This is a genomic window from Rathayibacter sp. AY1B8 (assembly GCF_002932775.1).
Classification (GTDB): Bacteria; Actinomycetota; Actinomycetes; order Actinomycetales; family Microbacteriaceae; genus Rathayibacter.
In genome coordinates this window covers 1-26,944 of record NZ_PSWJ01000024.1, presented here as the reverse complement: position 1 = coordinate 26,944, position 26,944 = coordinate 1, and the positions used below count along the sequence as shown (strand labels likewise).

The following is a 26,944-nucleotide window of genomic DNA, read 5'->3' as shown; positions in this document are numbered from 1 at the left end:
GAGGGAGCTCCGAGCGTGAGCGGGACGATCGCCAACCTGCTCGACGAGCACCGCCGGTTCCCCCCGCCCGCAGCCTTCGCCGCGCAGGCGAACGCGGGCGCGGAGGAGTACTCGCGCGCCGCCGCCGATCCGGTCGCGTTCTGGGAGGAGGCGGCCCGCCGCCTCGAGTGGGCGGAGCCGTGGCACACCGCCCACAGCTGGGAGCCTGCCGCTCCGCTGCCCGACGGCTCGCTCTCGGTGCCGCGCACGACCTGGTTCGAGGGCGGACGGCTGAACGTGGCCGTCAACTGCGTCGACCGCCACGTGGACGCGGGACGCGGCGGGAAGACCGCCCTCCACTTCGAGGGCGAGCGCGGCGACCGGCGGTCGATCACCTACGCCGAGCTCCAGCGCGAGGTCTCCCGCGCCGCGAACGCGCTGACCGCGCTCGGGATCGGTAAGGGCGACCGCGTCGTCGTCTATCTCCCGGTGATCCCCGAGACCATCGTCATCACGCTCGCGATCGCGCGGATCGGAGCGATCCACTCGCTCGTCTTCGGCGGCTTCTCCGCCGAGGCGGTGCGGTTCCGCGTGGAGGACACCGGCGCGAAGCTCCTGGTCACCACGGACGGGCAGTTCCGGCGCGGAGCGGCGGTGCCGGTCAAGGCGAGCGCCGACCGGGCGGTCGAGGGCGTCGCGTCGATCGAGCACGTCCTCGTCGTCCGCCGCACCGATGAGACCGACGTCCCGTGGACCCCGGGCCGCGACGTCTGGTGGCACGAGCTGGTCGACGCGCAGAGCGACGTCCACGAGGCCGAGGCCTTCGACTCCGAGACGCCGCTGTTCATCATCTACACCTCCGGCACGACCGGGAAGCCCAAGGGGCTGGTGCACACCAGCGGCGGCTACCTCACGCAGGCCTCCTGGACGCACTGGGCCGCGTTCGACGCGAAGCCGGACGACGTGCACTGGTGCACCGCCGACCTCGCCTGGGTCACCGCGCACACCTACGAGATCTACGGACCGCTCTCGAACGGGCTCACCCAGGTGATCTACGAGGGCACCCCGAGCACCCCGCACACCGCCCGGCACTTCGAGATCATCGAGCGGTACGGGGTGACCGTCTACTACACGGCGCCGACGCTGATCCGAACGCTGATGACCTGGTTCCCCGAGGGCGTGCCCGCCCGGTACGACCTGTCGAGCCTGCGCCTGCTCGGCACCGTCGGCGAGTCCATCAACCCCGAGGCCTGGGTCTGGTTCCACGAGGCGATCGGCGGCGGACGCTGCCCGATCGTCGACACCTGGTGGCAGTCCGAGACCGGCGCCGCGGTGATGTGCCCGCTGCCGGGCGTCTCGACCCTCAAGCCGGGCTCGTCGCTCGGAGCCCTGCCCGGGCTCGGCGTCCTCGTGGTGGACGAGCACGGCGAGCGGGTGCCGAACGGCTCCGGCGGCTACCTCGTGGTCGACCGGACCGGGCCGGCGCTCGCCCGCACCGTGTGGGGCGACCCGGAGCGGTACCGCGACTCCTACTGGGCCCGCTACGCGTCCCAGGGGTGGTTCTTCTCCGGGGACGGCGCGAAGTACGACGCCGACGGCGACGTCTGGGTGCTCGGCCGCGTCGACGACGTCATCAACGTCTCCGGGCACCGCCTGTCCACGATCGAGATCGAGTCGGCACTCGTCGCCCATCCGGCCGTCGGCGAGGCCGGAGTCGTCGGAGTCGCCGACGCGACGACCGGCCAGGCCATCGCGGCGTTCGTCATCCCCTCCGACGAGGCCGTCGACCGCGCCGAGGAGGACCCGGCCTACTGGGCCGCGCTCGGCACGACGCTCTCGGCGCTCCTGCGCGACCACGTGGCGGTCGCGATCGGTCCGATCGCCAAGCCGCGCGACGTGGTGGTGGTGCCGGATCTGCCCAAGACCCGCTCCGGCAAGATCATGCGGCGGCTGCTCGGCGACATCCGCGACGGCCGCCCGCTCGGAGACGTGACGAGCCTCCAGGACGACACCGTCCCGGCGCGCATCGCCCGCATCGTCGCCGAGCGCGGGTAGGCGCCGCGCCAGTCGGACGCGGCGGGCGGACCCTGTTTCGGGGAGGCGTCGGGAGCCTGCGCGTCCGCGGCGAGGAGGGGCCGCCGGGGAGCATCCGGAGTAGCGTGAAGCCGTGCGCGACGTCCAACAGCAGATCATCTCCGAGCTCCACGTCTCCCCCGCCGTCGATCCGGCCGTCGAGGTCGAACGGCGCAGCGGATTCCTCGCCGACTACCTCCGCAGCACCGGCGCGAAGGGCCTCGTCCTCGGCATCAGCGGCGGCCAGGACTCGAGCCTCGCCGGGCGCCTCTGCCAGCTCGCGGTCGAGCAGGTCCGCGCGAGCGGCGGCGACGCCTCCTTCATCGCGGTCCGCCTGCCGTACAAGGTGCAGGCCGACGAGGAGGACGCCCAGCTCGCCCTCACGTTCATCCGCCCGGACCGCCAGGTCGTCTTCGACATCCACCAGGGCGTCGACGGCGTGGCCGCAGCATTCGGCGACGCGGTCGACGAGCCGATCAGCGACTTCGTGAAGGGCAACGTGAAGGCGCGGATGCGGATGATCGCGCAGTACGCGATCGCCGGCCAGGCCGGGATGCTCGTCGTCGGGACCGACCACGCGGCCGAGGCGGTCACCGGCTTCTTCACGAAGTACGGCGACGGCGGCGCCGACGTCCTCCCGCTCACCGGCCTCACCAAGCGGCAGGGGCGCTCGCTCCTCGAGCACCTGGACGCACCGGCCCGGCTCTACGAGAAGGCGCCGACGGCGGACCTGCTCGACGACAACCCCGGCCAGACCGACGAGACGAACCTCGGGCTCACCTACGCCGACCTCGACACGTACCTCGAGGGCGGCGAGGTCGACCGGGCCGTCGCCGAGGCGATCGAGGCGCGGTACGCCGCGACCGAGCACAAGCGCCAGGTGCCGCTGTCGATGTTCGACGACTGGTGGCGCTGAGCCGCCGCTGACCGCTTCCAGCGGCCGGCAGCTCAGGACCGCACGGGGCCCCGCTGAGGCAGGGCTCCCGTGCGTCCGGCGCGGAACCGATGCGAGGACCGGACCCGCCGCGGTATCAGGAGTCGGCGCGGGCGTTGTAGACGAGCACCTCGCCGGAGTCGACGGAGGCGCGGTAGGCGCGGAACACGTCGAGGGCCTCGTCGCGGAGCACGCCGTCGACGACCTCGATGCCGCGGGCCTCGAACTGCGCGGCCCAGTCCTCGCGCATCGGGCCCTCGTCGAAGGTGCTGATCTCCTCGAGCTCGGGGCCGGAGCCCGCGACGACCAGGCGGCGCACCCCCGACCACATCGTCGCTCCGTAGCACTGCACGCACGGGCGCCAGTTGACGACCAGGTCGTGCGCGGGGAGGCCCTCGCCGCCGAGGTCCCAGGTGCCGAGCGCGGTCTGCGCGAGACCGAGCGCCGTCACCTCGGCGTGGCCGGACGAGACCCCGCTGCCGAGGACGACGTTCACTCCGACCGAGACGAGACGACCGGAGTCGCGCTCGACGACGATCGCCGCGAACGGGCCGCCGTTCCCCTCGCGGAAGTTGCGGTCGGCGAGCGCGTGCACGAGGGCCATCCGGTCCTCGAGGCTCGGGAGGACCTCGGGGACGTCGCGGAGGGCGTCACCGATCCAGGCGGGCAGGGCGATCTCGTAGCGGGTGGCGAGGCGGTCGATGTCCATGGGTCCTCCGGGAGACGGGGCGGGGCGGGGCGGCGGGCGGAGAGGGATGCGCGGCAGGCACGGCACAAATGACGCGCGGGCGGCGGCGGCCGTCGCCCCTCAGCCTCGCAGTGCCGAGCGCCGGAGACGGAATCGGCCCGGCGCGTCGACGCGGAGGTCAGGCGAGGAGGGCCTCGCCGAGCGCCGCGGCCTGCGCCGCCCAGAAGCGCTTCGCCACGCCGGTCCGGCGGAACAGGGCGTCGAAGCCGTGGAAGGCGCCCTCCACGATCTCGAGCCCGCACGGCACTCCGGCCGCGCGCAGGCGCTCGGCGTAGCGGACGTCCTCGTCGTGGAAGAGGTCGAGGCCGCCGACGCCGATCCAGGCCGGCGGCAGGCCCGTGAGGTCGTCGCGGCGGGCGGGGGCGGCGTAGGCCGTGACGCCGGGGCCGCCGGGCTCGCCTGCGAGGTAGGCGGTCCAGCCGAAGCGGTTGCTGCCCGGGGTCCAGACGCGGACTCCGCGCGGAGGAGGACCGGGCCGGGTGACGGTGCGGTCGTCGAGCATCGGGTAGACGAGCAGCTGGAACGCGGGCTGCGCTCCTCCGCGGTCGTGGGCGAGGAGGGTCGCACCCGCGGCGATGCCGCCGCCCGCGCTCGCGCCTCCGACGGCGATGCGCGCCGGGTCGACGCCGCGCTCCTGCGCGTGCTCGACGAGCCAGTCGAACGCGGCCAGCACGTCCTCGACGGCAGCCGGGGCCGGATGCGCGGGCGCGAGGCGGTAGTCGACGGAGACGACCGTGATGCCCAGGGTGCGGGCGAAGTCGATGCAGGGCGCCTCGTCCTGAAGGTGGCTGCCGAGCACCATGCCGCCGCCGTGCACCCAGAGGAGCGCGGGAGCGGTACCGCGGAGGATACGCGGCCGGTAGCTGCGGGCCCGGACGGGAGCGGCTCCGGCGACGGGGATCTCGACGTCGTCGACCACGATGTCGGGCGGGGCCTCGCCTCCCTCGGCGGCGCGTCGCGTGGCGAGGCGCAGCAGTCGCGGGCCGAGGACGATCGGCGGGAGGAAGCGGCCGAGCGCGAGGTCGGGGTGGAAGAGGGGCGCCGTCGCGGCGGTGCGGGCTGACGCGGTCATGCGCGGGAGGCTACTCCTCGCGGCCGTGCCGGCGCCCCTCCGCGGGATTACGGACGCACGAGGGTCTTGATCGCGCGGCGCTCGTCCATTGCGGCGTACGCCTCGGCGATCTCCTCGAGGGGCAGCTCGAGGTCGAAGACCAGACCGGGCTCGATCGCGCCGCTGAGCACGTCCGGCAGCAGCTCGGCCATGTAGCCGCGGACCGGCGCGACTCCGCCGTTGACGCCCACGTTCGAGCCGAACATCTGGCGGACGGGCAGCTCGGGGCCTCCGTTGGGGACGCCGACGTAGCCGACCATGCCGCCGGGGCGGGCGGAGTCGAGTGCCTGCTGCATCGACTCCTTGGTGCCGACGCACTCGAGCACGCAGTCGGCGCCGATCCCGCCGGTCAGCTCGCGGACGCGCGCGACGCCCTCGTCGCCGCGGGTCTCGACGATGTGGGTCGCCCCGAAGCGGCGGGCGAGGTTCTGCCGCGACTCGTGCCGCGACATCGCGATGATCGTGGTCGCGCCGAGGCGCTTGGCCGCCAGGACGGCGCAGAGGCCGACCGCGCCGTCACCGACGACCGCGACGGTCGAGCCCGCGGTGACACCGGCCGAGACCGCGGCGTGGTGGCCGGTCCCCATCACGTCGGCGAGGGTGAGCAGGCTCGGGATGAGCGCAGGGGCCGGATCGATGCCCACGCGGAAGAGCGTGCCGTCGGCGAGGGGCACGCGCACCTTCTCACCCTGGGCGCCGTCCGCGAAGCCCTCCTCGCGGACCTCGGCGCCCCACCAGCCGCCGGTGAGGCACGAGGTGGAGACGCCGTTCGCGCAGTTCGCGCAGGTGCCGTCGCAGACGTAGAACGGGGCGATCACGAAGTCGCCGACCGCGACGTCGTGCACGTCGTCGCCGATCTCCTCGACGACGCCGACGAACTCGTGGCCGATGCGGTGCGCCTCCTTGGTGGGCGTGACGCCGCGGTAGGGCCAGAGGTCCGAGCCGCAGACGCAGGCCGCGGTGACGCGGACGATCGCGTCGCGCCCCGTCGAGAGCTGCGGGTCGGGGACCTCCTCGAGTCGGATGTCGCGCTCGCCGTGGATGAGTGTTGCTCGCATGGGTGCTCCTGGTCGGGAGGGGGATGGGGTCGGCGTCCACGGTACGCCCGCGACCGGCTGCGGGCGCCGGAGAGGTGGGGGCTTGCACGAACGCGCCGACGCGGCCCAGGTGGAGAGCCGGGGCGCGGCCGGGGGCGGTCCGGCGCCGGGCGGGAGGCGTCCTGCCGGAACGGAGGGGCCCCGCAGCAGCCCTGCGCCGCGTCACGGCTGCGCCTCCGCCCAGCCGTCGCGCCCGATCACGACGTGCGCGAGGAACCGCAGGCCGCACGCCTCTGCCCCGTCGGCGATCGCCCGCGTCGCCGCACGGTCGGAGGGGAGCACCACGGCCTCGCCCGCGTGGCTGTGCGCCAGGCCGATGCCCGCCGCGCCGCGCGCCAGCACCTCGGCGAGCACGGCGGCGACGGGGATCTCGGCGTGCGCCGGGGCTCCGTCGGCCAGCGTCAGGACGTCGCGGACGGCTCCGGACTCGGCGAGCGCCACCGCCAGCACGGTCTCGACCGGCCGGGCGGCCAGCAGCGGAGCGACGAGCCCGGCCAGGCCGGCGGCGTCGGTCACGCGGGCGGCGCGCGAGGCGCGGTTCATCCTCCGCCGCAGCTCGAAGGAGGCGACCAGGCGGCAGGCGGCGACCTCGCCGACTCCGCGGTGCCGCATCAGATCGCCCACCCCGGCCCGGGCGACGGCGTCGATGCCGCCGAAGCGCGCGAGGAGGCGCTGCGCGACGACGGTCGCGTTGGCGCCGCGGACGCCGGCCCCGATGAGCACGGCGAGGGTCTCGGCGTCAGTGAGCGCTTCCGGTCCGTAGGCGCGGAGGCGCTCCCTCGGCCGCTCCTCGGGAGGGAGGTCGGCCATGCGGGGGCCGGGCGTTTCGAAGGACATGCCGCCGACGCTACGGAGCCCGCCGGACGGGCGCGCCGCGGATCCCGCGACTGTGGACGACTCCCGCCCTCGCGCGCCCTGTGGAGGGAACTTCCGTCGCCACCCGCGCGCTCCTCTCCCCTGCGAGTACGCAGACGTCGGACTCGCGACAGGGGTCGAGCACCCCGGTCAGTCCGACGCGGGCATCCCGGCCGTCACCGACAGGCTCTCGCCGTCCGGCGCCACGTCCACCAGCACCACGTCCCCGTCGCGCACCGTGCCGCCGAGCAGCGCCGTCGCCAGCTGGTCGTCGATCGCCCGCTGCATCAGCCGGCGCAGCGGCCGCGCGCCGTACTGCGGGTCGTAGCCGCGCTCGGCCAGCCACCCGCGGGCCGCGGGCGTCACCGCCAGGTCGAGCCGTCGCTCCGAGAGCCTCCTCGACAGCCGGTCGACGTACAGCGACACGATCTCGCCGAGCTCGGTGCGGTCGAGCGCATCGAAGATCACGATGTCGTCGAGCCGGTTCACGAACTCGGGCTTGAAGGCCTGGCGCACCATCTGCTGGACCGCCTCCTCCTTCTGCGGCCGTGACAGCGCCGGGTCCACGAGGAACTGCGACCCCAGGTTGGAGGTGAGGATGAGGATCGTGTTGCGGAAGTCGACCGTCCGCCCCTGGCCGTCGGTGAGCCGGCCGTCGTCGAGCACCTGGAGCAGGACGTCGAACACCTCGGGGTGCGCCTTCTCGATCTCGTCGAGGAGCACCACCGAGTACGGGCGGCGGCGGACCGCCTCCGTGAGCTGGCCGCCCTGCTCGTAGCCGATGTAGCCGGGAGGGGCGCCGACCAGCCGCGAGACGGCGAACTTCTCGCCGTACTCCGACATGTCGATGCGGACCATCGCCTTCTCGTCGTCGAAGAGGTGGTCGGCGAGCGCCTTCGCCAGCTCGGTCTTGCCGACGCCGGTCGGCCCGAGGAAGAGGAAGGAGCCGGTCGGCCGGTCGGGGTCGGAGATGCCCGCGCGGGTGCGGCGCACCGCGTCCGCGACGGCCGACACCGCCTCGTCCTGGCCGATCAGTCGGCGGTGCAGCTCGGTCTCGAGGTGCAGCAGCTTCTCGGTCTCGCCCTGCAAGAGACGCCCGACGGGGATCCCCGTCCAGGCGGCGATCACCGCGGCGATGTCGTCGGCCGTCACCTGCTCGTTGACCATGCGGCCCTCGGCCGGCTCCTCCTCCGCCTCGGCGGCCGCGAGCTCGCGCTCGATCACCGGGATGTCGCCGTAGAGCAGCTTCGACGCGCGCTCGAGCTTCCCCTCGCGCTGCGCGCGCTCGGCGGCGATCCGCAGGGCGTCGAGCCGGTTCTTGAGCTCGCCGACGCGGTTGAGGGAGGCGCGCTCGCGCTCCCAGCGCTCCTGCAGCTCCTCGAGCTGGGCGCCGCGGCGGGCCAAGTCCTCGCGCAGCTTCTCCAGCCGCGCCTTCGAGGCCTCGTCCTTCTCCTTCTTCAGCGCCAGCTCCTCGAGCCTCAGCCGGTCGACGGAGCGGCGCAGCTCGTCGATCTCGACGGGAGCGGAGTCGATCTCCATGCGCAGCCGCGACGCGGCCTCGTCGATCAGGTCGATCGCCTTGTCCGGCAGCTGGCGGGAGGTGATGTAGCGGTTCGAGAGCGACGCGGCGGCGACCAGGGCGGAATCGGCGATCGCCACCTTGTGGTGCGCCTCGTAGCGCTCCTTCAGCCCGCGGAGGATCGCCACGGTGTCCTCGACGGTCGGCTCGCCGACGAAGACCTGCTGGAAGCGGCGCTCGAGAGCGGCGTCCTTCTCGATGTACTGGCGGTACTCGTCGAGCGTCGTCGCGCCGATCATCCGCAGCTCGCCGCGCGCCAGCATGGGCTTGAGCATGTTCGCGGCCGCCACCGATCCCTCGCCGCCGCCCGCGCCCATCAGCGTGTGCAGCTCGTCGATGAAGGTGATGATCCGGCCGTCGGACTCCTCGATCTCCTGGAGCACGGCCTTCAGCCGCTCCTCGAACTCGCCGCGGTACTTCGCTCCGGCGATCAGGGCCGAGAGGTCGAGGCTGACGAGCTGCTTGCCCTTGAGGCTCTCGGCGACGTCGCCCGCGACGATCCGCTGGGCGAGCCCCTCGACGACGGCGGTCTTGCCGACGCCGGGCTCGCCGATGAGGACGGGGTTGTTCTTGGTGCGGCGCGTGAGCACCTGGCTGACGCGCCGGATCTCGGCGTCCCTCCCGATCACCGGGTCGAGCTTGCCGCTCGCCGCGATGGCGGTCAGGTTGACGCCGTACTGCTCGAGTGCGGACTTCTCGTCCTGCTGGGGCATCCGACCGGCCTGCATGATGGTGGTCTCCTCCGTGGCTCGGAAGTTGAGTTCGACGGACTCAACTTTACTCCCGCGACGGCTCCGGCGGTCAGGCCGTCAGAAGATCGCTGTCGCGGCCCTGGAGCGTCTCGAGCGCGTTCCGGAGGATCGAGCGCAGCCGGAGCTCGTCGATCCCGGTCAGCGCCGAGATCTCGGCCTGCGAGAAGCCGCCGGCCGCAGCCAGCAGCAGGAGCTCGCGGTCCGGGCAGTCGAGGGCGAGCAGGCCGCTGCCGAGCGGACGCCGGGCGAGCTCGTGCGCGGACCCGAGGGTCTCACAGAGGACCTCGAGCACCCACAGCACGGGCTCCGGCGAGCGGGCGCCCTCGCGGGAGCGGCGCCAGACGGCGGTGAAGACGTCGGTGCAGAGCCGGTCGCGTCCGGCCGGGTCGGCCTGGACCGTGCCGACGCACGCCGAGACGAGGCCGCCGAAGCGGTCGACGAGCTCTCCCAGAGCGGAGGCGTCCCCCGTGGCGGAGCGGGTCAGCAGACGGGCGGCGTCCTGCGTCAGCGGCGGACGCACCCGTCCACCGGTCGCGTCCTCGCCTCCAGCACTCACGGGCCCCAGCGTGTCACCGACTCCGTGACGGCGGGACCAGTTGCGCGGAAGGGGGGTGACAGGTATAGAGCGGATCCGCTGTCCGACATCAGAGGCGCGGCCAGCGCGCGCGGGCGAAGCAGAAGAGCCCGTAGGCGATGAGCCCGACCGCGACGAAGCCGAGGAGGAGCACGCCCGCCGGCAGCTCCACGAGCGACTTCAGCGCCTCGTCGAGCCCGCCCGCCTGCTCCGGATCGTGAGTGACGGCGGCGACGATCAGCAGCACGCCGAGAGCGCCGAGGACCACGCCCTTGGCGACGTAGCCGGCGACGCCGAGCACGGTGACGACGGTGCCCGCCGTGCCGCCCGGCTCCGCGACGTTCTCGAGGAACTTCCTGCTCGCTCCGCGGTACACGAAGACGCCGCCGACCGCGAGGACGGCCAGTCCCGCGATCACGAGCAGCACGACTCCGCCCGGCGCCGAGAGCACCTGCGCGCTCGCGCTCTCGGACGACTCGGACGAGCTCGACCCGCCGCCCGTCGCGAACTTCAGCGCCGTCACGCCGAGGGCGCCGTAGACGACGGCCTTGCCCGCCTCCTTGAGCCGGCTGCCCCAGGTCTTCAGGGCGCTCTCGCGCGGGCGGACGAGGAACGCCTCGAGCAGCCCCCACAGCGCCAGGCCGAAGAGGCCGACCGTGCAGATCCACAGGATCACCAGACCGCCGGGCTGCGCCGCGAGGGCGCCGAGAGCACCGCTCTGGTCGGCCTCGCCTCCGCCGCCGCGGGCCACGCCGAGCGCGATCACTCCGATCAGGAGGTGGACGAGGCCGTTCGCCGCGAAGCCGCCGCGGGCGAGGGTCCGCACCGCCCGCGAGTCCTGGATGTCGTCGGCGGTGCGCTGGGCGTCTGCGGTGCTCGGAGTGTTCACAGGGTGGACGCTACGCGTTTCCACACCCCCACGCCCGGCGCTCCGCCGTTCGGAGGTGCTCCCGGAGCCGGTTCTCCACACCTTTCCACAGGGTTGTCCACAGCTGTGGAATCGCTGGAGGGACGAGCGGATCACACGTCGACGGCGCGGACGAGCCCGTCCTGCACGCCGCCCAGCCAGTCGTAGACGCTGCGGATCGCGGCCGCACTCCCCTCCTCCGGGACGACGTCGTCGGTGTCGTCGATGCCGAGCCGCACGGCCAGAGCGAGCCGCATGTCGGTCAGTGCACGGAGCCAGGCGATCGCCTGCGGCTCCTCGAGACGGACCGCGACCTCGCCCAGCCCCTCGAAGATCCGGCCGTGACTCGTGCCGTCGCCGGCGTCGAGGGCCGCCGTGACGGCGCGGGCGTCGTCCATCTTGCGGGCGGCGAGGTCCGGAGCGGTGAAGCGGCGGAACTCGTCGGCCGCCTCGGCGTCGTCGCGGTAGGCGTCGGGCAGGAGGCGGGCGAGCGCCGGATCGGAGCGGGCCTCCTCCGAGGACGCCCCGCGATCGAGCAGCTCGAGCATCTCGCCGGCCAGATGGCGGAGGATCCCGGCCTCCTCGCGGTCCAAACGGGCGACGGCCGCTCCGGAGGAGTCGCGGCGGAACGCGCGCATCAGCCGAGTCCTCGGATGCCGCGAGCGGGGTGCTCTCCGGTCTCCGCGGCCGCGGGACGCAGCGGGGCGCTCACGCGTCGGCCTTCTGCAGCGTCGCCCACAGGCCGTAGCCGTGCATCGCCTCCACGTGCCGCTCCATCTCCTCGCGGTTGCCGGTCGCGACGACCGCGCGCCCCTCGGTGTGCACCTGCAGCATCAGCCGCTCCGCCTCGGCCCGGCCGAAGCCGAAGTAGCTGCGGAAGACGTACGAGACGTACGACATCAGGTTGACCGGATCGTCCCAGACCAGCACGATCCACGGGACCTCGGCCGCCGAGCGGGTCGCCAGGCGCTCGTCCGCGCGCTCGATCGTGTCCGCCATCCCTCCAGCGTAGGCCGCAGCGCGGACGGACGCCCGGGCGCGCGGGCCGGAGCGTGCTGCCCGCAGCCCGCGAGTGCCCAGGAGTCGTCGCACTCGGCGCGGGGGCACGAGGACGGGGACCGCGAGAAGCCAGGAGTCGTCGCTGATTCGGCTGCAGCAGCGGCGCCCGCCCTACGCCGACAGGCGCGGCAGGACCTCCCGGGCGAAGAAGTCGAGGTGGTCGAGGTCCTGCAGGTCCATGAACTGCAGGTAGACGCGCTCGCAGCCGGCCTCGCGGAGGGACTCGAGGCGGTCGACCGCCTCGTCGACGCCGCCGGCCACTCCGTGTTCGCGCAGCTCGGCGGGCTCGCGGCCGATCGCCGCGGCACGGCGCGTGAACTCCGCCTCGTCGCCTCCGCCGACCGCGATCAGCGCGACCGAGTGCACGAGCGACGAGGGCTCGCGCCCGATCGCCCGGCACGCCTCATCGACGCGCTCGAAGGCCCCCGGGATCGCATCGAACTCGGGGAAGGGCAGGTTGAACTCGCTCGCGAACCGCGCCGCGAGCGCCGGGGTCCGCTTGGGGCCGCCGCCACCGACGATCACCGGCAGCGGCAGGCGGGCGGGCTTGGGCAGGGCCGGGGAGTCGGTCAGCGTGTAGTGCTCGCCGGCGAAGGAGTAGCGCTCGCCGACCGGCGTCGACCACAGGCCGGTCACGATCTCGAGCTGCTCCTCGAGGAGGTCGAAGCGGCGCGGAGGGAAGGGGATGCCGTACGCGGCGTGCTCCTCCTCGAACCAGCCGGTGCCGAGGCCGAGCTCGGCACGGCCCCCGGACATCGCGTCGACCTGGGCGACCTGGATCGCGAGGATCCCCGGCGGCCGGTAGGTGACGGAGGAGACGAGGGTGCCGAGCGCGATCCGCTCGGTCTCGCGGGCGAGGCCGGCGAGCGTCGTCCACGCGTCGGACGGGCCCACACCGGGGTCGCCGTCTCCCATCCGGAGGTAGTGGTCGGAGCGGAAGAAGCCGTCGTAGCCGAGGCTCTCGGCGGCCTGCGCGACGGCGAGGAGGTCCTCGTAGCTCGCGCCCTGCTGGGGTTCGGTGAAGACTCTGAACTGCACGGGTCCAGCCTCCCGCACCGGGGCCGGATCATGCCAGCCCGGCTCCCCCGGCCGGGGCCGCCGACGGGCCCCCGTGTACCGTGGACGGTTGCCGCCGACGAGAGGACCCCATGTCCGAGCACCCGTCCTCCCCGGACACCGCCCCCGCCACCGCGGGCACGACCGCCCCTCCGCACAGCCTCGCGCGGTGGGTCTTCTGGCCCGCCGCCGTCCTGACGCTGTCGATCGCGGCCTTCGCGATCCTCGCGCCCGACGCCGCGACCTCCGTGTTCTCGACGCTGCAGACCACCGTCGTCAACACGTTCAGCTGGTACTACGTGCTGATCGCCGCGGTCTTCGTGGCCTTCGCCATCTGGATGGGCGTGAGCCGCTTCGGCGACATCAAGCTCGGCGCCGACGACGACGAGCCCGAGTTCTCGATGCTCGCCTGGATCTCGCTCCTCTTCGCCGCCGGCATGGGCATCGGCCTCGTCTTCTACGGCGTCGCGGAGCCACTCACCCACTTCGCCACTCCGCGCCCGGGCGTCACCGGCACCGAGACGCAGCTCGCGCAGAGCGCGATCTCGCAGACCTACCTGCACTGGGGCGTCCACGCCTGGTCCATCTACGTGGTGGTCGGCCTCGCCCTCGCGTACGCGATCCACCGCCGCAAGCGGCCGGTGTCGATCCGCTGGGCGCTGGAGCCGCTGCTGGGCCGCCGGGTCCGCGGCGGCTGGGGCAACGCGATCGACGTGGTCGCCCTGGTCGGCACCATGTTCGGAGTCGCGACCTCGCTCGGCCTGGGCGTCACCCAGATCTCAGCGGGACTGGAGGCGAGCGGCATCGTGGAGTCGTCGCTCACCGTGCAGATCGTGGTCATCGCCGTGGTCACGGGCCTGACCGTCTTCTCGCTGATCTCGGGCGTGGGCAAGGGCATGAAGTGGCTCTCGACCGGCAACCTGCTGCTCGCCGCCGCGCTCCTCGTCTTCGTGCTCGTCGCCGGCCCGACCCAGTTCCTCCTCCGCGAGTTCGTGCAGTCGCTCGGCAACTACCTGCAGAACTTCATCGGCCTGACCTTCACGGTCAGCGCCTACGCCGGGCGCGAGGGCGAGCAGTGGCAGGCCTCGTGGACCACGTTCTACTGGGGCTGGTGGATGTCGTGGGCGCCGTTCGTCGGCATCTTCATCGCCCGCGTCTCGAAGGGCCGGACGGTCCGCGAGTTCGTCGGCGGCGTGCTGCTCGTGCCGACGATCATGACCTTCCTCTGGTTCAGCGTCCTCGGCGGCACGGCCATCTACCGGGAGCTCTACGGCGACGGCGGCCTCGTCGGCGCCGACGGCTCGGTCGACACCAACCTGGCGCTCTTCTCGATGCTGCAGGGACTGCCCGCGGGCTCGGTGCTGACGATCGGCGCGATCCTCCTGATCGGCGTCTTCTTCGTGACCTCCGCCGACTCCGGAGCGCTGGTGATGTCGATGATCGCGACCGGCGGCGAGCCGGAGCCGCGCAACCGCGTCCGCGTGTTCTTCGCCGTCGCGACCGCGCTGCTCGCCCTGTCGCTCCTGATCGCCGGCGGCCTCGACGCCCTGCAGACCGCGGCGATCCTCTCGGCCCTGCCGTTCAGCGTCGTGATGATCCTGATGTGCGTCGCGACGGTGATCGCCTTCCGACGCGAGATCCGCGCGTACGACAAGGCCCGCCGCAAGGCGTTCGTCGGCGACATCGGCACGTTCTACGGCCTCGAGGTCGAGGATCCGGCGGAGCGCGAGCCCGCCCACCCGATCAAGCGCCTCGCGAGCCGCCTGAAGCCGGGGTCGAAGGAGTAGTCGACTCGGACGAGCCGCAAGGACGGAGGAGCCGGGCGCCGCTGGGCGCCCGGCCGGCCGATCAGCTGGGCGACGGGATGAAGGGGTGCTCCGGCGGGTCCTGGTCGTCGCCGAGGCGGGCGTCGGCGCCCTGGTCGAGCGCCTCGTCGATCGACTCGGGGTCGTCGATCTCGGCCGGGTCCTCCGGCGGGACCGGCAGGGAGTCGCCGTCGGGGCGGGTGGTGTCGGTGACGTCCTCGGGGGCGTCGAAGCCGAAGCTGCTCATGGTTCCCTCTCCGCGGTGCGCCCGGGAGGCGGCGCCGCTGCGGGCAGCCTAGGTCGCGCCCCCGGAGGCGGTCACGGACTTGACGGGGCACCCGAGGGGCGCCGCGGGGTCGGCCTGCTCCGGAGGAGCATCCGCCCCGGCAGCCGTCAGTGCACGTACTCGAGCAGGTCGGCTCCGAGGGTGCGCATGCCCTCCAGCACCGCGAGGCGGTAGTGCAGGGTCGTGTCGTCGAACTGGGTGGCGACCGCGTAGGCGACTCCGGCACGTGGGCCGCGGAGGACGCCGGCCTCGGCGCGGACGCCGACGTCGGTGCCGGTCGCGTTGACGAGCAGGACCCCGTGGTCGGGGTGCCGGTGCGCGAGCGGGTCGAGCCCGAACGAGGCGGCGACCATCGAGAGGTCGGTGCCGAGCGAGAGCCAGCCGATCACCCGCGAGCTCACGGCGGCGTCCACGATCTCGCCGTTCGCGAGGGTGGCGAGCAGCCAGGTCAGCTCGCGGGCGGAGCCGATCGAGAGCTGCGGCGCGTCGTCCGGGCCGCGCTCATCGCGCACGACGTCGAGCAGGGCGGTGCGGGAGAGGCCGAGCGCCTCCGCCCGCTCGCGCACGGCATCGAGGCCGACGCGGCGCAGCAGGACGTTGGTCGCGAGGTTGTCGCTCGAGGCCCCGACGAGGGCGGCGAGGTCGGCGATCGGCATCGACGGCACCTGGAGGTGCTGCCAGAGCCCGGAGCCCGAGACCGCGTCCGCCGCGGTCCGGTCGACCAGGCGCAGGTTCTCCTGCGGCTCGTTCGCCAGCCGGGCGGCGACCTCGATCAGCATCACGACGGTGCCGAGGGAGGCGGTGGGCATCGAGACGGAGTCGTCGACCGCGAACAGGGTGCGGCCGGTCGCCAGGTCGACGGCGCGCGCCGAGACGACGACCCCGTCGATCGCGAGACGGCCGAGGGCGTCGAAGCCGCGCTGGAAGTTCTCGCGGTCACCGCCGCCCTTGTGGCGCCCCCGGCGGTTGCGTCGGCTCTCACGGCGGGTCTCGCTGGTGGGGATCACCACGGGTACGGCCCCTCTACGGGTCGGGAGTGCGGTCGTGCGGAGGGGGGACCTGGGTCCTCACGCGCCGGCAGGACGCGCGATCGGCGGACGACCCCGCTGCATCGGTCGGCTCTCGATGCCCGGGGCTCCTCGTCCGTGGTGCGGAGGTGGTCGGCGGCGACTACCAGATGGTGACGCGCTCGCTCGGGGAGAGCCAGAGGGCGTCGCCTTCGGAGACGTCAAAAGTAGCGTAGAACTCGTCGATGTTCCGGACGATCTGGTTGCAGCGGAACTCGGCCGGAGCGTGCGGATCGATGGCGAGGAGGCGGATCGTCTCCTCGTCGCGCGACTTCTGCTGCCAGGCCTGCGCCCAGGAGAGGAAGAAGCGCTCGGCGCCGGTCAGGCCGTCCACGACGGGCGGCTCCTCGCCGTCCAGCGAGAGCAGGTACGCCTTCCAGGCGATGCCGAGACCGCCGAGGTCGCCGATGTTCTCGCCGATGGTCAGGGCGCCGTTCACGTGGTGCCCGGGCGTGGTCGCGGGAGCGAGCGCGTCGTACTGCGCGATGAGCGCCTTCGTCCGCTCCTCGAACGCGGCCCGGTCCTCCTCGGTCCACCAGTCGGTGAGGCGGCCGTCGCCGTCGAAGCGCGAGCCCTGGTCGTCGAAGCCGTGGCCGATCTCGTGACCGATGACGGCGCCGATCGCTCCGTAGTTCGCGGCGGGGTCGCGGGCCTCGTCGAAGAAGGGGAACTGCAGGATCGCGGCCGGGAAGACGATCTCGTTGAAGCCCGGGTTGTAGTACGCGTTGATCGTCTGCGGGGTCATGAACCACTCGTCGCGGTCGAGCGGGCGGCCGATCTTGCCGAGCTCGCGGGCGAACTCGAACTCGGCCACGCGGCGGGCGTTGCCGAGCAGGTCGGCCGGGTCGATCGAGAGGGCGGAGTAGTCGCGCCAGCGCACCGGGTAGCCGATCTTGGGCGTGAACTTCGCGAGCTTCTCGAGCGCGCGCTCGCGGGTGGCGGGGCTCATCCACTCCAGGTCGACGATGGAGCGGCGGTACGCCTCGATGAGGTTCGCGACCAGCACGTCCATCGCGGCCTTCGCCGTCTCGGGGAAGTGGCGGGCGACGTAGGTGCGGCCGACCGCCTCGCCGAGCGAGCCCTCGACGAGCGAGACGGCGCGCTTCCAGCGCTCCCGCTTCTGCGGGGTGCCGGTGAGGGTGCGGCCGTAGAAGTCGAAGTTGGCGTCGACGAAGCCGCTGGACAGGTAGGCCGCGGCTCCGCGGATCACCTGCCAGGACAGCCAGTCGCGCCAGGCCGGGAGCCGGTCCTCGGTGAGCAGGCCCGCGAGACCCTGGAGGAAGCTCGGCTGGCGGACGACCACCTCGGCGAGCGCCCCCTCCGGAGCGCCCATCGCGGTGAGCCAGACGCCGAGGTCGACGCCCGCGGCGAGCTCCTCGACCTCGGACCAGGAGCGGAGGTTGTAGGTCGCCTGGCTGTCGCGGCTGCGGACCTTGTCCCAGTGCGTGGCGGCCAGGTCGGTCTCGAGGGCGACGATGCGCTCGGCGCGGGCCTCGGCGGCGTCGATGCCGGCCAGCGCCAGCATCCGCGCGACGAACGGCGTGTAGGCCTCGCGGACGGAGGCGAACTCCTCCTCGCGGTAGTAGCTCTCGTCCGGCAGGCCGAGGCCGCCCTGGTTGACGAAGACGAGGTAGCGCTCGGGGCTGCCCGGGTCGTTGTCGACGAAGAGGCCGAAGAGCCCGGGGACGCCGGTGCGCTCGAAGGCGCCGACCGCGCGGAGCAGGCCGGGGATCGAGTCGACCCGCTGCACGGCGGCGAGGTCGTCGGCGATCGGGGCGGCGCCGAGCTCCTCGGCCCGCTCCTCGTCCATGAAGGAGGCGTAGAGGTCGCCGAACAGTCGCTCCTCGGTGCCGTGCTGCGCGGTCTGCGCCTCGACGATGATGTCGCGCACGGCCTTCTCCGCCTCCTCCTGGAGCACGTGGAAGGAGCCGTAGCGCGCCTTGTCGGCGGGGATCTCGGTGCGGTCGATCCAGAGCCCGTTGACGTGCCGGTAGAGGTCGTCCTGCGGGCGCGTCGCGGGGCCGAGTTCGGAGCGGTCGATACCGGAGCGAGGCGTCGTCGAGGTCATGGCGGACAGCCTACGTCGGGGCGCCGACACGGTGGCGCGAGGTGCGGCGGGTCGAGCGCGGAGCCGCGGAGGGCGGGCGCGGAGCCGCGGAGGGCGGGCGCGGAGCCGCGGACGGGAGTGCCCGGCGCGGAGCCGCGGGAGGGCCGGGCGCGCCACCGTCCGGCTCGCGGGGGCGGACTGCTCCTGCGAGCCGGACGGTGGCCGACGGGGACGCCGGAGCGTCAGCGCCCGAGCTGCTCCTCGACGTACGCGCGGATCGGCGTGGTCGGCCGCCCGATCAGGCGGGCGAGCGAGCCGTCGGTCCCGCCGAGGAGGCCGTCGGCGATGTTCGCGTCGAGGCCGACGACGAAGCCGACTCCGCCCTCGGGGACGCCGGCGCCGGTGAGGACACGGGCGTGCTCGTCGGAGGAGACGTGGCTGATCGCGGCGTCGCGTCCGGCGACCTCGGCGACGATCGCGGCCAGCTCGTCGAAGCTCCAGGCGGTGTCGCCGGAGAGCTCGTGCACGGTGCCGACCAGGGACGGGTCGGTCAGGGCGACCGCTGCGGCCTCGGCGTAGTCGGTGCGCGCGGCGCTGGCGACGCGGCCCTCGCCGGCGCTCGAGAGGGTGCTGCCGGTGGAGGCGAGCTCGGCGACGGTCTGCTCGTAGTTCTCGTTGTACCAGCCGTTGCGGAGGACGACGGCGGGGACTCCGCTGGCGGCGATCGCCTCCTCCGTGGCCTTGTGCTCGGGGGCGAGGATGAGCGCGCTCGTGGTCGCCTTCGGGGCGCTCGTGTAGACCAGGCGCGCGCCGGCGCGGACGGCGGCGTCGATCGCGGCGGTGTGCTGTGCGACGCGCCTGCCGACCTCGGAGCCCGAGACGAGGAGGACGGCCTCGGCGCCGGAGAAGGCGGCGTCGAGCGAGGCGGGGTCGTCGAAGTCCGCGACGGCGGTGCGGACGCCGAGGTCGGCGGCGAGCGCCTCGAGCTTCGCGGCGTCGCGGCCGGTGGCGACGATGTCGGAGGCGGCGGTGCCGCGGGCGAGCAGGTGCTCGACGGCGAGACGGCCGAGGTGGCCGGTGGCTCCGGTGACGACGAGGGTCATGAGGGGTCCTTCCTGACGGGTGGGGCGGGCGGGGTCCGCCGCCAGGAGGGTGCAACCGGCGCATCCTCCTCCTGCTTCCCGGAATGCAGTACCCACTATTTCGTTAGTACAGTCACCACCCCTGTCCCGAGGAGCACCCCATGACGATCGCCGACTCCGCCCTGCTCGCCGGGGACGTCTACTCCGCCGACTGCCCGAGCCGCGAGGTCTTCGGGCACGTCACCAGCAAGTGGGGCGTCCTGGTGCTCGCGGCGCTCGCTCCGGGCACGCTGCGCTGGGGCGCTCTGCGGCGCCGGATCGGCGGGATCAGCGAGAAGATGCTCGCCCAGACGCTGCGGATCCTGGAGGAGGACGGCTTCGTGCACCGCGAGGCGCGGCCGGTCGTCCCGCCGCACGTCGAGTACCGGCTGACGCCGCTGGGAGCGGAGCTGGCGGAGCGTCTGCTGCCGGTCGTCGAGTGGATCGCGGGGAACGTCGGGGCGGTCCTGGAGGCGCGCTCGGAGGGCCGCCGGGAGGGAAGGTGAGCCTCACCTTCTTGTGAGAACGTTCACGTTCCGTTCAGGGAGGAGCCTCCACCCGGCGGCATCGGCGCCCCCTCCCCCTGCTTGCCTCGATCGCGTCTCCTGCTCGTGATCGAAGGACCTCCATGTCAGACACCGCCCGCCGCCCGCTCCTCCTCCCGATGGCCGGCCACGTGCGCGGCAAGCGAAGCCCCGTCACCTGCGCGCTGAAGTGCGCCAACGCCTGCTCCACCGCGACCTGCAACACGTCGCACAACAGCTACTTCCGCGACATCGTCTCGTCGCAGCTCTCCCGCCGCAGCGCCCTCGGCCTCGGCCTGGCCGGCGCGGTCACCGTCGCCGTCGCCTCCGCCGGAGGAGCGCCCACCGCCGAGGCGGCCATGGCGACCGCGGCCGACGGCTCGCCGCTCGCCTTCACTCCGATCGCTCCGGTGCCGTACACGGTCGACCGGTTCACCGTCCCCGGGGGCTTCGCCTGGCAGCCGATCATCCGCTGGGGCGACCCGCTCTTCGCCGACAGCCCCGCCTTCGACATCGCCGACCAGACGGAGGCCGCCCAGGCCGCGCAGTTCGGCTACAACAACGACTACACCGACATCGTCGAGATCCCGGGCTCGAAGCGCCTCCGCGCCCTGCTCGTCGTGAACCACGAGTACACGAACGAGAGCATCATGTTCCCGGCCGCGCAGCTCGAGGCGGAGCCGGAGCGCGTGCGCGCCGTCGGCCGCGCCGCCCACGGCCTCAGCGTCGTCGAGCTGGTCCGCACCGCGGTCGACCGCCCGTGGGCCTACGTCCGCGGGGGCGAGCGCAACCGCCGCTACCTGATCGACACCCCCTACGAGGTGACCGGCGCCGCCGCCGGCACCGACCTGCTGAAGACGGTCGCCGACCCCGAGGGCCGCACCGTGCTCGGCACGCTCGGCAACTGCTCCGGGGGCACGACGCCGTGGGGCACGATCCTCTCGGGCGAGGAGAACTTCAACGGCTACTTCCGCGCCGTCGGCACGAGCGACGCCGAGAAGCGCTACGGCCTCGCCGACTCCGAGACCTCGCGCCTCTGGGAGCTCGACGACCCCCGCTTCGACGCCCGCACCCCGGGCTACGAGAACGAGCCGAACCGCTTCGGCTGGATCGTGGAGTTCGACCCCTTCGACCCCGACTCCACGCCGAAGAAGCACACGGCGCTCGGCCGGCTCAAGCACGAGGGCGCGAACGTCATCATCGCCCCGGACGGCCGCGTGGTCGCGTACCAGGGGGACGACGAGCGCTTCGACTACCTCTACAAGTTCGTCTCGACGAAGCGCTACATCGAGGGCGACCGCGCCCACAACAAGACCCTGCTGGAGGAGGGCGACCTCTACGTCGCCCGCTTCACCGGCGACTCCCCCGTCGCCGAGATCACCGGCACCGGGGCGGTCCCCTCGGACGGCGGCTTCGACGGCATCGGCGAGTGGCTGCCCCTGGTGCTGAACGGCGCCTCGACGATCGCCGGGATGAGCGTCGCCGAGGTGCTCGTGCACACCCGCCAGGCGGCGGACGCCGCGGGCGCGACCAAGATGGACCGCTGCGAGGACGTGCAGCCCAGCCTGGCCAGCGGCCGGATCTACGTGGCCTGCACCAACAACTCCGCCCGCGGCACCGAGGGCGCCAAGGAGGGCGCGACCGAGGTCAACCCGCGCACCGAGAACCGCGACGGCCACATCGTCGAGATCATCGAGGACGGCGGCGACCAGACCGGCCGCACCTTCACCTGGAACCTGCTGATGCTCTGCGGCGACCAGGCGCAGGGCGACGTCGTCTACTTCTCCGGCTTCCCGGCGGACCAGGTCTCGCCGATCTCGTGCCCGGACAACCTGGCCTTCGACTCGGTCGGGAACCTCTGGATCTCGACCGACGGCGCCCCGAGCGGCATCGGCTACAACGACGGGCTCTTCAAGGTCGCGCTCGAGGGCGCGACGCGCGGCAGAGTGGAGCAGTTCCTCTCGGTGCCCCGCGACGCCGAGACCTGCGGACCGATCGTCCACGACCTCGACCAGCACGTGTTCGTGGCGGTGCAGCACCCGGGCGAGGAGGGCACCTTCGAGGCGCCGACCTCGTTCTTCCCGGACTACGGATCCACGGCGGCGGGGGCGGTGGCGGCACCGCGTCCGACCATCGTGCAGATCCTGCCGGCCTCGCAGGTGGTGGCGCCGACTCCGACGCCGACCGCCGGGCCGACCACGGCACCGACGACCCCGCCGACCACCGCGCCCACGGCGACTCCCACCACGGCGCCGACCGCCGGGCCGACCGCGGCGCCCACCGCGGCTCCGTCCCCGGTGCCCACGACCGCGCCGACCGGCACGCCCACCCCGCTGCCCGTCGGCGGCTCGGGCGGCGGGCTGGCCTCGACCGGAGTCGAGAGCGTCGGCCTGATCGCGGGCGCCACCGCACTCCTGGCCGCTGGCGCCACCGCGCTCGGCCTCGGAGCGCGCCGCCGCGCGGCCGCCGAGGGCGAGGACGACCCGCAGGCGTGAGGCCGGACAGGGCCCGGGACCGATCGCAGGATCGGGGCCCGGGCCCTGTCGCGCTCGGGGACCCGCCGCTCAGGCCCCCGGGACCGGCGGGCCGGTGCGCCAGCGGAGGATCACCGCGGCGTCGGCGCCGTGCGGCAGCGTCACCACGTCGATCCCCTCCGGAGCGGTGCGGGAGTCGGTGACGAGCACGCGCGCGTCCGTGAGCACGGCGGCGCGGGCCAGCGCGAGGGCGGCGTCGACGGAGTCGATCACCTCGGCGCCCAATGCCTCCTCCGGGGCCGACGCGACCCACGGCTCCGCGGCGAGCGCCAGCAGAGCGCGCTCGCGCAGCCGGCCGGGGTCGAGCACCAGCGTCTCGACCTGCGCCGAGGCCAGCGCCGTGACGATCGCGCCGAGCGAGTACTCGACGGTGCGGCGCGGCTCCCCGGTGCGCAGGGCGTCGAGCACGTCCTCCTTCTCGCGCAGCAGGATCCGGTCGAGCTGCTCGTCGACGAACCGCTCCAGCGCCCCCTCCTCGCTGCCGGCGGCCCGCGTGTTCACGGGCTCGACGGCCAGGATCGCGGCGCTGCTCGGCGAGAGCTGCTGCGCGAGCAGCTGCCGGGCGTGGATGTCCCCCGCGACGACCAGCAGGCGCGGCCGGTGCACGCGCACGAGCTCGTCCACCGCGGCGGCGAGCTCGGCCTGCGTGCGCCGCCAGATCTCCTCCGCGTGGTGGTGGAACCGGTCGTGCCGCCAGCCGCCGGCCTGCGCCTTGTGGAGGGTGTCGGTGCGGCCCTGCACGGCCTGCTCGGCCTCGGGTCGCTGCGCGCCCAGGCGGTGCAGGCGGATCTCGCCGCCGTCCCGCGAGGTCTCGACGACGAGGACGCGCAGGTCGGGCCGGTGCTGCAGCAGCGGCACGATGTCCGGAAGCGGGCTGTAGGAGACGCCCTCGGGCGCGACCGGCCGACCCGGCAGCACCTCGTTCAGCACGACCCTCCCGTCCACGGCGACCGCGAAGAGGCAGCAGCCGCCCTGGGGGCGCCCGGCCCCCTCGAGCAGAGCGGTGAGGGCCTGGATGTCGGCCTGGGGCGCACCCTGGCGGGCGAGCTCGTCTCCGAGGGACGTGGCGCGCTCGAGCGAGATGTCCGGCGGATTCCCGGAGTCGATCGCGAGGTCGACGTAGAGCTGCGACACGGGCCGGGAGTCGCGGAGGAGCTCGGCCAGGGTCGGGAGAGCGGGGGTGGTGGTCACCATCGGGTCGTCCTTTCCTGTCGTGTCCCGACAGTGTCGGACGGCAGGAGCGGGAGGAGGGACGGGGTTGACTGCTCGCGCGCGCCTCAGAGCAGGCGGCGGGCGGAGGCCCAGGCGGTGAGCTCGTAGCGGGAGGAGAGCTGCAGCTTGCGGAGGACGGCGGAGACGTGGGACTCGACCGTCTTGACCGAGATGAAGAGCTCGGTGGCCGCCTCCTTGTAGGCGTAGCCGCGGGCGATCAGGCGCATCACCTCGCGCTCGCGGGCCGAGAGCCGGTCGAGCTCGTCCACCGACTCCGCCTGCTCGCCAGCCAGCGCCCCGAAGGCGTCGAGCACGAAGCCGGCCAGGCGCGGCGAGAACACGGCGTCCCCGCCCGCCACCGCGAGCACGGCCCGGCTCACCTCGGCTCCGGAGCTGGCCTTGGTGATGTAGCCACGGGCGCCGGCGCGGATCACGCCGACCACGTCCTCCGCGGCGTCCGAGACGCTCAGCGCCAGGAAGCGCGACGACGACCCGGCGCTGCGCCGCAGCACCTCGGCCCCGCCTCCGCCCGCACCGCCCGGCAGGTGCACGTCGAGCAGCACCACCTCGGGCGCGAGCGAGGCAACCAGGCCGACGGCGGAGTCGACGTCGGCCGCCTCCCCGACGACCTCGAGCTCGGGGGCGAGGTCGGCCCGCAGGCCGGAGCGGAAGATGGAGTGGTCGTCGACCAGCAGCACGCGGGTCACCGCTCGACCTCCGCGGGGAGCCGCAGATGCACCTCGGTGCCGGTGCCGCCGCCCCCGGGACGCACGGTCGCGCTGCCGCCCGCGCGCGCCATCCGGCCGATGATCGACTCGCGGATGCCGAGGCGGTCGCCGGGCACCTCGTCGAGGACGACGCCGGGGCCGCGGTCGCGCACGAACACGTCGACGCCCTGCACGGAGGACTCGAGGTACACCGAGACGTCGCCGCCCGCGTGCCGGGCCGCGTTGAGCACGGCCTCGCGGGTCGCGGCGAGGAGCGCGGCGGCGCCGGGGACGGACGCTCCGACGGCCACCACCTCGAGGTGCACGGGGTAGTCGAGCTCGACGGCGGCGGCGATCGCCCGGACCTCGGCGGCCAGGTCGTTGGCGACCGGGACGTCGCGCTCGAACAGCCAGTCGCGCAGCTCCCGCTCCTGGGCGCGGGCGATGCGGGCGACCTCGCTCGAGGCTCCGGCGCGGTTCTGGATGAGCGCGAGGGTCTGCAGCACGGAGTCGTGCAGGTGCGCGGCGATCTCGGCCCGCTGCTCCTCGCGCACGCGGGCGGCGCGCTCGCCCATCAGCTCGGACCAGAGGGTCACCACCCGGGGCGCGGCCAGCACGCCGGCGGCGATCAGCAGCACGCCCACGGCGAGGACCGCGTTGAGGGCGCTCGGGCGGCCGGTGAGCACGGCCGCTCCGGCGAGCACCAGCAGCGCGCAGGAGGCGAGGCGCACCGCGGAGCCGTACCGGGCGGGGCGGACGGCGTCGCCGCGGTCGAGCCCGAGGCTCCAGCCGACGGCTCCTCCCGCGAGCAGGCCGACGGCGACGAGCGCGCGCGTGATGTCGGCGTCGTCGCCGCTGTCGACGGCGACCAGCACGGCGAGCGCCGCGACGGCGGCGGCGAGGGTCAGCAGGCCGGCCACGGGAGCGGAGCGGCGGACGGCCGGATCCGCGTCGCGCGAGTCGAGCGGCGCGAGGGGCACCAGCGCCCAGAGCCAGAGGTAGAGGAGCGCGCCGCCCCCGCCGAGCGCGGTCGTGAGAACGGCGAGGAGGCGGGTCCTCCGCACGCTCCAGCCGAGGTGGTCGGCGACCGCGGTGCACACCCCGCCGAGCAGCATCGTCCGCGGCCGCTGCAGCGGGGGGCGGACGGCGGTGCCGGGGACTGTGCTCACCCCTGCATCCAAACAGGTCGGCCGCACGATCGGGGGTGCTCTCGGGGTCGGATCAGGGGTTCCCCCGATGGTCCGGGCCGTGGAGCGCACGGGAGACTCGCAGCATGACAGGACAGAGCACGACCCCGCCGGGCTCCGCGGAGCCGGACGGCACGGAGGCGGCGAGCACAGCGACGACGCCGATCGGGACGGATCCCGGAGCGGCCGGACCCGACAGCGCCGGCCCGGACAGCTCCGGCCCCGAGAGCCCCGGCCCGGGAGCCCCCGGCCCCGCCGATCCAGCCGGGACGGCGGGGCAGGTCGAGGCCGTGCAGCCAGAGCACGAAGCGGTTCTCGGGCGCGGGGGGCGGATCGGCGGCGTCTGCGCGGGGATCGCCGACCGGCTCGGCATCGACCCGCTGATCGTGCGCGGGATCGTGCTCGTCGTCGCGGTGCTGGGCGGGCCCGCGCTCCTCCTCTACGCCGCGGCCTGGCTGCTGCTGCCCGACCAGGACGGCGCCCTGCCGGTGGAGCGGCTGCTCCGAGGCTCGCTCGACCGGGTGCACGCCGGGATCGGCGTCCTCGTGCTCGCCTCGATGCTGCCGGTGGCGCAGGGCTTCTGGTCGCTCGGCGGCGCGTACACCGGGGCGATGCCCTGGGCGCCCGCGACCGGGCGGACGCTGTGGTCGCTCGTGGTGCTCGGGCTGATCGTGGCCTTCGTGGTCTGGATCGTGCGGCGGAGCCGGCGATCGGACGACGCGGCCGCTCACCCGGCCCAGGGCTCCCCGTCCGCACACCCCTCCGCGACGCTCCCCCACCCCGCGCCCTCCGCTCCCGCCTACCCCGCCCCCGACCCCGGCCTGCAGGACGAGCGCCCCTCGTCCCCCGAGGCCGTCGCCGAGTGGCGCGAGCGCCAGGAGGCGTGGCGGGCCGAGCGGGAGGCGTTCCGCGCCCAGCAGAGCGCGACGGCCCGCGAGACGGCCCGCGCCCGGGCGGAGGAGGCGCGAGTCGCCGCCGCCGCCGTCACCGCCGCGCGCCTGGAGCGCCAGCGCCTCCGACGCGCCGCGAACCCCCGGCTGCGGGCGAGCCTCACGCTGCTCGCCCTGGGCGCCGCCGCACTGACCGGCGCACTGGTCTCGCTCACCGCCTCCGGGCCGACGGCCCTCGTCGTCGGAGCCGCCTCGGCCGCGCTCGTGCTCGCCGTGGTGATCGTGCTCGCCGGCCTGTTCCGGAGGCGCGCGATCGCGCTGGTCGCCCTCGCGACGGTCGCGCTGGTCACGGCCGCCTGCGCCGCCGTGCTGCCGACCGACCGCGAGCTGCTCCCCGTGCTGGGCACCTACGGCTTCTCGAGCGCCGCTCCCGGCCGCTACGCGACGCTCGCGGCGAGCGACCTGCGCGTCACGGTCGCACCCGGCTACGAGACCTCCGGCGAGCCGCTGGACCTCTGGATCGGCTACGGGCACGTGTCCGTCGCCACGATGGCGGGAACGGCGGTCCGCCTCGAGGCGACCACGGAGGACACCGAGCTCCTCGTTCTGGACGCCGACGGAGGCGCGATCGACGCGCCCCGCGAGGTCCGCACCGCCGACGGCCGTCAGCTGTGGACGCAGACCTTCGGCGATCCCGAGGCCGAGCCGTTCGTGGTCCGCATCGCCCAGGAGGGCGGGTCGATCCGCGTCCAGGACTCCACACCGGGCGCCGACTCCGGCACCACTGCGCCGGACGCCGACGCCACCCCGACACCCACCCCGAGCCCCACCCCCGAGACC

22 protein-coding genes and 1 pseudogene are annotated in these 26,944 nt (G+C 74.0%); 6 read left to right on the top strand and 17 right to left on the bottom strand.

Features of this window, described 5'->3' with window-relative positions:
• Positions 1–15: 15 nt before the first annotated feature.
• Both acs and nadE read left to right on the top strand, forming a co-directional pair.
• Positions 16–2,034 carry an acetate--CoA ligase gene (gene acs / locus C5C63_RS13360; RefSeq protein ID WP_104326232.1) on the top strand — a complete coding sequence of 673 codons (2,019 nt, stop codon included), beginning with the start codon at positions 16–18 and terminating at the stop codon, positions 2,032–2,034.
• Between the two features lie 112 nt (positions 2,035–2,146).
• Positions 2,147–2,968: an ammonia-dependent NAD(+) synthetase gene (gene nadE / locus C5C63_RS13355; RefSeq protein ID WP_104222821.1), complete on the top strand. Its 822-nt coding sequence runs from the start codon at positions 2,147–2,149 to the stop codon at positions 2,966–2,968.
• A 115-nt stretch (positions 2,969–3,083) separates the two neighbouring features.
• Here the strand turns inward: nadE and C5C63_RS13350 are convergent, their stop codons facing one another.
• The 10 genes from C5C63_RS13350 to C5C63_RS13305 form a co-directional block, all read right to left on the bottom strand.
• Complete coding sequence (locus C5C63_RS13350; RefSeq protein ID WP_181027247.1) at positions 3,084–3,695, bottom strand: nucleoside deaminase; 612 nt, start codon at positions 3,693–3,695, stop codon at positions 3,084–3,086.
• A gap of 157 nt (positions 3,696–3,852) precedes the next feature.
• Entirely contained in the window at positions 3,853–4,806 is a 954-nt protein-coding gene (locus C5C63_RS13345; RefSeq protein WP_104250696.1) for an alpha/beta hydrolase, read from the bottom strand.
• A 47-nt stretch (positions 4,807–4,853) separates the two neighbouring features.
• Positions 4,854–5,903: a zinc-dependent alcohol dehydrogenase family protein gene (locus C5C63_RS13340; protein ID WP_104326224.1), complete on the bottom strand. Its 1,050-nt coding sequence runs from the start codon at positions 5,901–5,903 to the stop codon at positions 4,854–4,856.
• 201 nt (positions 5,904–6,104) lie between these two features.
• Positions 6,105–6,779 carry a RadC family protein gene (locus C5C63_RS13335; protein ID WP_104225738.1) on the bottom strand — a complete coding sequence of 225 codons (675 nt, stop codon included), beginning with the start codon at positions 6,777–6,779 and terminating at the stop codon, positions 6,105–6,107.
• Positions 6,780–6,947: 168 nt separating this feature from the next.
• Entirely contained in the window at positions 6,948–9,089 is a 2,142-nt protein-coding gene (locus C5C63_RS13330) for an ATP-dependent Clp protease ATP-binding subunit (protein ID WP_374952925.1), read from the bottom strand.
• A gap of 88 nt (positions 9,090–9,177) precedes the next feature.
• Positions 9,178–9,684, bottom strand: coding sequence for an RNA polymerase sigma factor (locus C5C63_RS13325; protein WP_146086394.1), 507 nt, complete (start codon positions 9,682–9,684; stop codon positions 9,178–9,180).
• Between the two features lie 88 nt (positions 9,685–9,772).
• Positions 9,773–10,591, bottom strand: coding sequence for a DUF1206 domain-containing protein (locus tag C5C63_RS13320; protein ID WP_104225741.1), 819 nt, complete (start codon positions 10,589–10,591; stop codon positions 9,773–9,775).
• A gap of 131 nt (positions 10,592–10,722) precedes the next feature.
• Entirely contained in the window at positions 10,723–11,247 is a 525-nt protein-coding gene (locus tag C5C63_RS13315; RefSeq protein ID WP_104326222.1) for a DUF2017 domain-containing protein, read from the bottom strand.
• A 70-nt stretch (positions 11,248–11,317) separates the two neighbouring features.
• Positions 11,318–11,608 carry an ATP-dependent Clp protease adapter ClpS gene (clpS, locus tag C5C63_RS13310; RefSeq protein ID WP_104222829.1) on the bottom strand — a complete coding sequence of 97 codons (291 nt, stop codon included), beginning with the start codon at positions 11,606–11,608 and terminating at the stop codon, positions 11,318–11,320.
• A 171-nt stretch (positions 11,609–11,779) separates the two neighbouring features.
• Positions 11,780–12,706 (bottom strand): LLM class F420-dependent oxidoreductase, encoded by a 927-nt coding sequence (locus tag C5C63_RS13305; RefSeq protein WP_104234367.1) that lies wholly within the window; start codon positions 12,704–12,706, stop codon positions 11,780–11,782.
• A gap of 110 nt (positions 12,707–12,816) precedes the next feature.
• Between C5C63_RS13305 and C5C63_RS13300 the strand changes: the two genes are divergently transcribed.
• Positions 12,817–14,511, top strand: coding sequence for a BCCT family transporter (locus C5C63_RS13300; RefSeq protein WP_104326221.1), 1,695 nt, complete (start codon positions 12,817–12,819; stop codon positions 14,509–14,511).
• Positions 14,512–14,572: 61 nt separating this feature from the next.
• Here C5C63_RS13300 and C5C63_RS13295 read toward each other — a convergent pair whose 3' ends face one another.
• The 4 genes from C5C63_RS13295 to C5C63_RS13280 all read right to left on the bottom strand — a co-directional run bounded on the left by C5C63_RS13295 (position 14,573) and on the right by C5C63_RS13280 (position 19,032).
• Positions 14,573–14,776, bottom strand: a complete 204-nt coding sequence (locus C5C63_RS13295) for a hypothetical protein (RefSeq protein ID WP_104222832.1) — start codon at positions 14,774–14,776, stop codon at positions 14,573–14,575.
• 146 nt (positions 14,777–14,922) lie between these two features.
• Complete coding sequence (locus C5C63_RS13290; RefSeq protein WP_104326220.1) at positions 14,923–15,825, bottom strand: serine hydrolase; 903 nt, start codon at positions 15,823–15,825, stop codon at positions 14,923–14,925.
• 160 nt (positions 15,826–15,985) lie between these two features.
• Positions 15,986–17,950 (bottom strand): M13 family metallopeptidase, encoded by a 1,965-nt coding sequence (locus C5C63_RS13285; protein ID WP_104292814.1) that lies wholly within the window; start codon positions 17,948–17,950, stop codon positions 15,986–15,988.
• Positions 17,951–18,171: 221 nt separating this feature from the next.
• The gene (locus C5C63_RS13280; RefSeq protein WP_104250704.1) at positions 18,172–19,032 is read right to left on the bottom strand and encodes an NmrA family NAD(P)-binding protein; all 861 of its coding nucleotides are present in this window, start codon (positions 19,030–19,032) and stop codon (positions 18,172–18,174) included.
• A 140-nt stretch (positions 19,033–19,172) separates the two neighbouring features.
• Between C5C63_RS13280 and C5C63_RS13275 the strand changes: the two genes are divergently transcribed.
• Entirely contained in the window at positions 19,173–19,556 is a 384-nt protein-coding gene (locus C5C63_RS13275; protein WP_104222836.1) for a helix-turn-helix domain-containing protein, read from the top strand.
• Positions 19,557–19,678: 122 nt separating this feature from the next.
• Positions 19,679–21,718, top strand: a pseudogene (locus tag C5C63_RS13270) (PhoX family phosphatase); the annotation flags it as partial.
• 420 nt (positions 21,719–22,138) lie between these two features.
• On the opposite strand, the gene C5C63_RS13265 reads toward C5C63_RS13270, so the two are convergent.
• From C5C63_RS13265 to C5C63_RS13255, 3 genes are all read right to left on the bottom strand, one after another.
• Positions 22,139–23,302, bottom strand: coding sequence for a Vms1/Ankzf1 family peptidyl-tRNA hydrolase (locus tag C5C63_RS13265; RefSeq protein ID WP_104326219.1), 1,164 nt, complete (start codon positions 23,300–23,302; stop codon positions 22,139–22,141).
• 83 nt (positions 23,303–23,385) lie between these two features.
• Positions 23,386–24,027: a response regulator transcription factor gene (locus C5C63_RS13260; RefSeq protein WP_104250708.1), complete on the bottom strand. Its 642-nt coding sequence runs from the start codon at positions 24,025–24,027 to the stop codon at positions 23,386–23,388.
• The gene (locus C5C63_RS13255; protein ID WP_104250709.1) at positions 24,024–25,196 is read right to left on the bottom strand and encodes a sensor histidine kinase; all 1,173 of its coding nucleotides are present in this window, start codon (positions 25,194–25,196) and stop codon (positions 24,024–24,026) included. Before C5C63_RS13255 ends, C5C63_RS13260 begins: the two co-directional genes overlap by 4 nt.
• Positions 25,197–25,300: 104 nt before the next feature.
• On the opposite strand from C5C63_RS13255, the gene C5C63_RS13250 reads away from it, so the two are divergent.
• On the top strand, positions 25,301–26,944 hold a 1,644-nt coding region (locus C5C63_RS13250), incomplete at its 3' end, for a PspC domain-containing protein (RefSeq protein ID WP_104326218.1).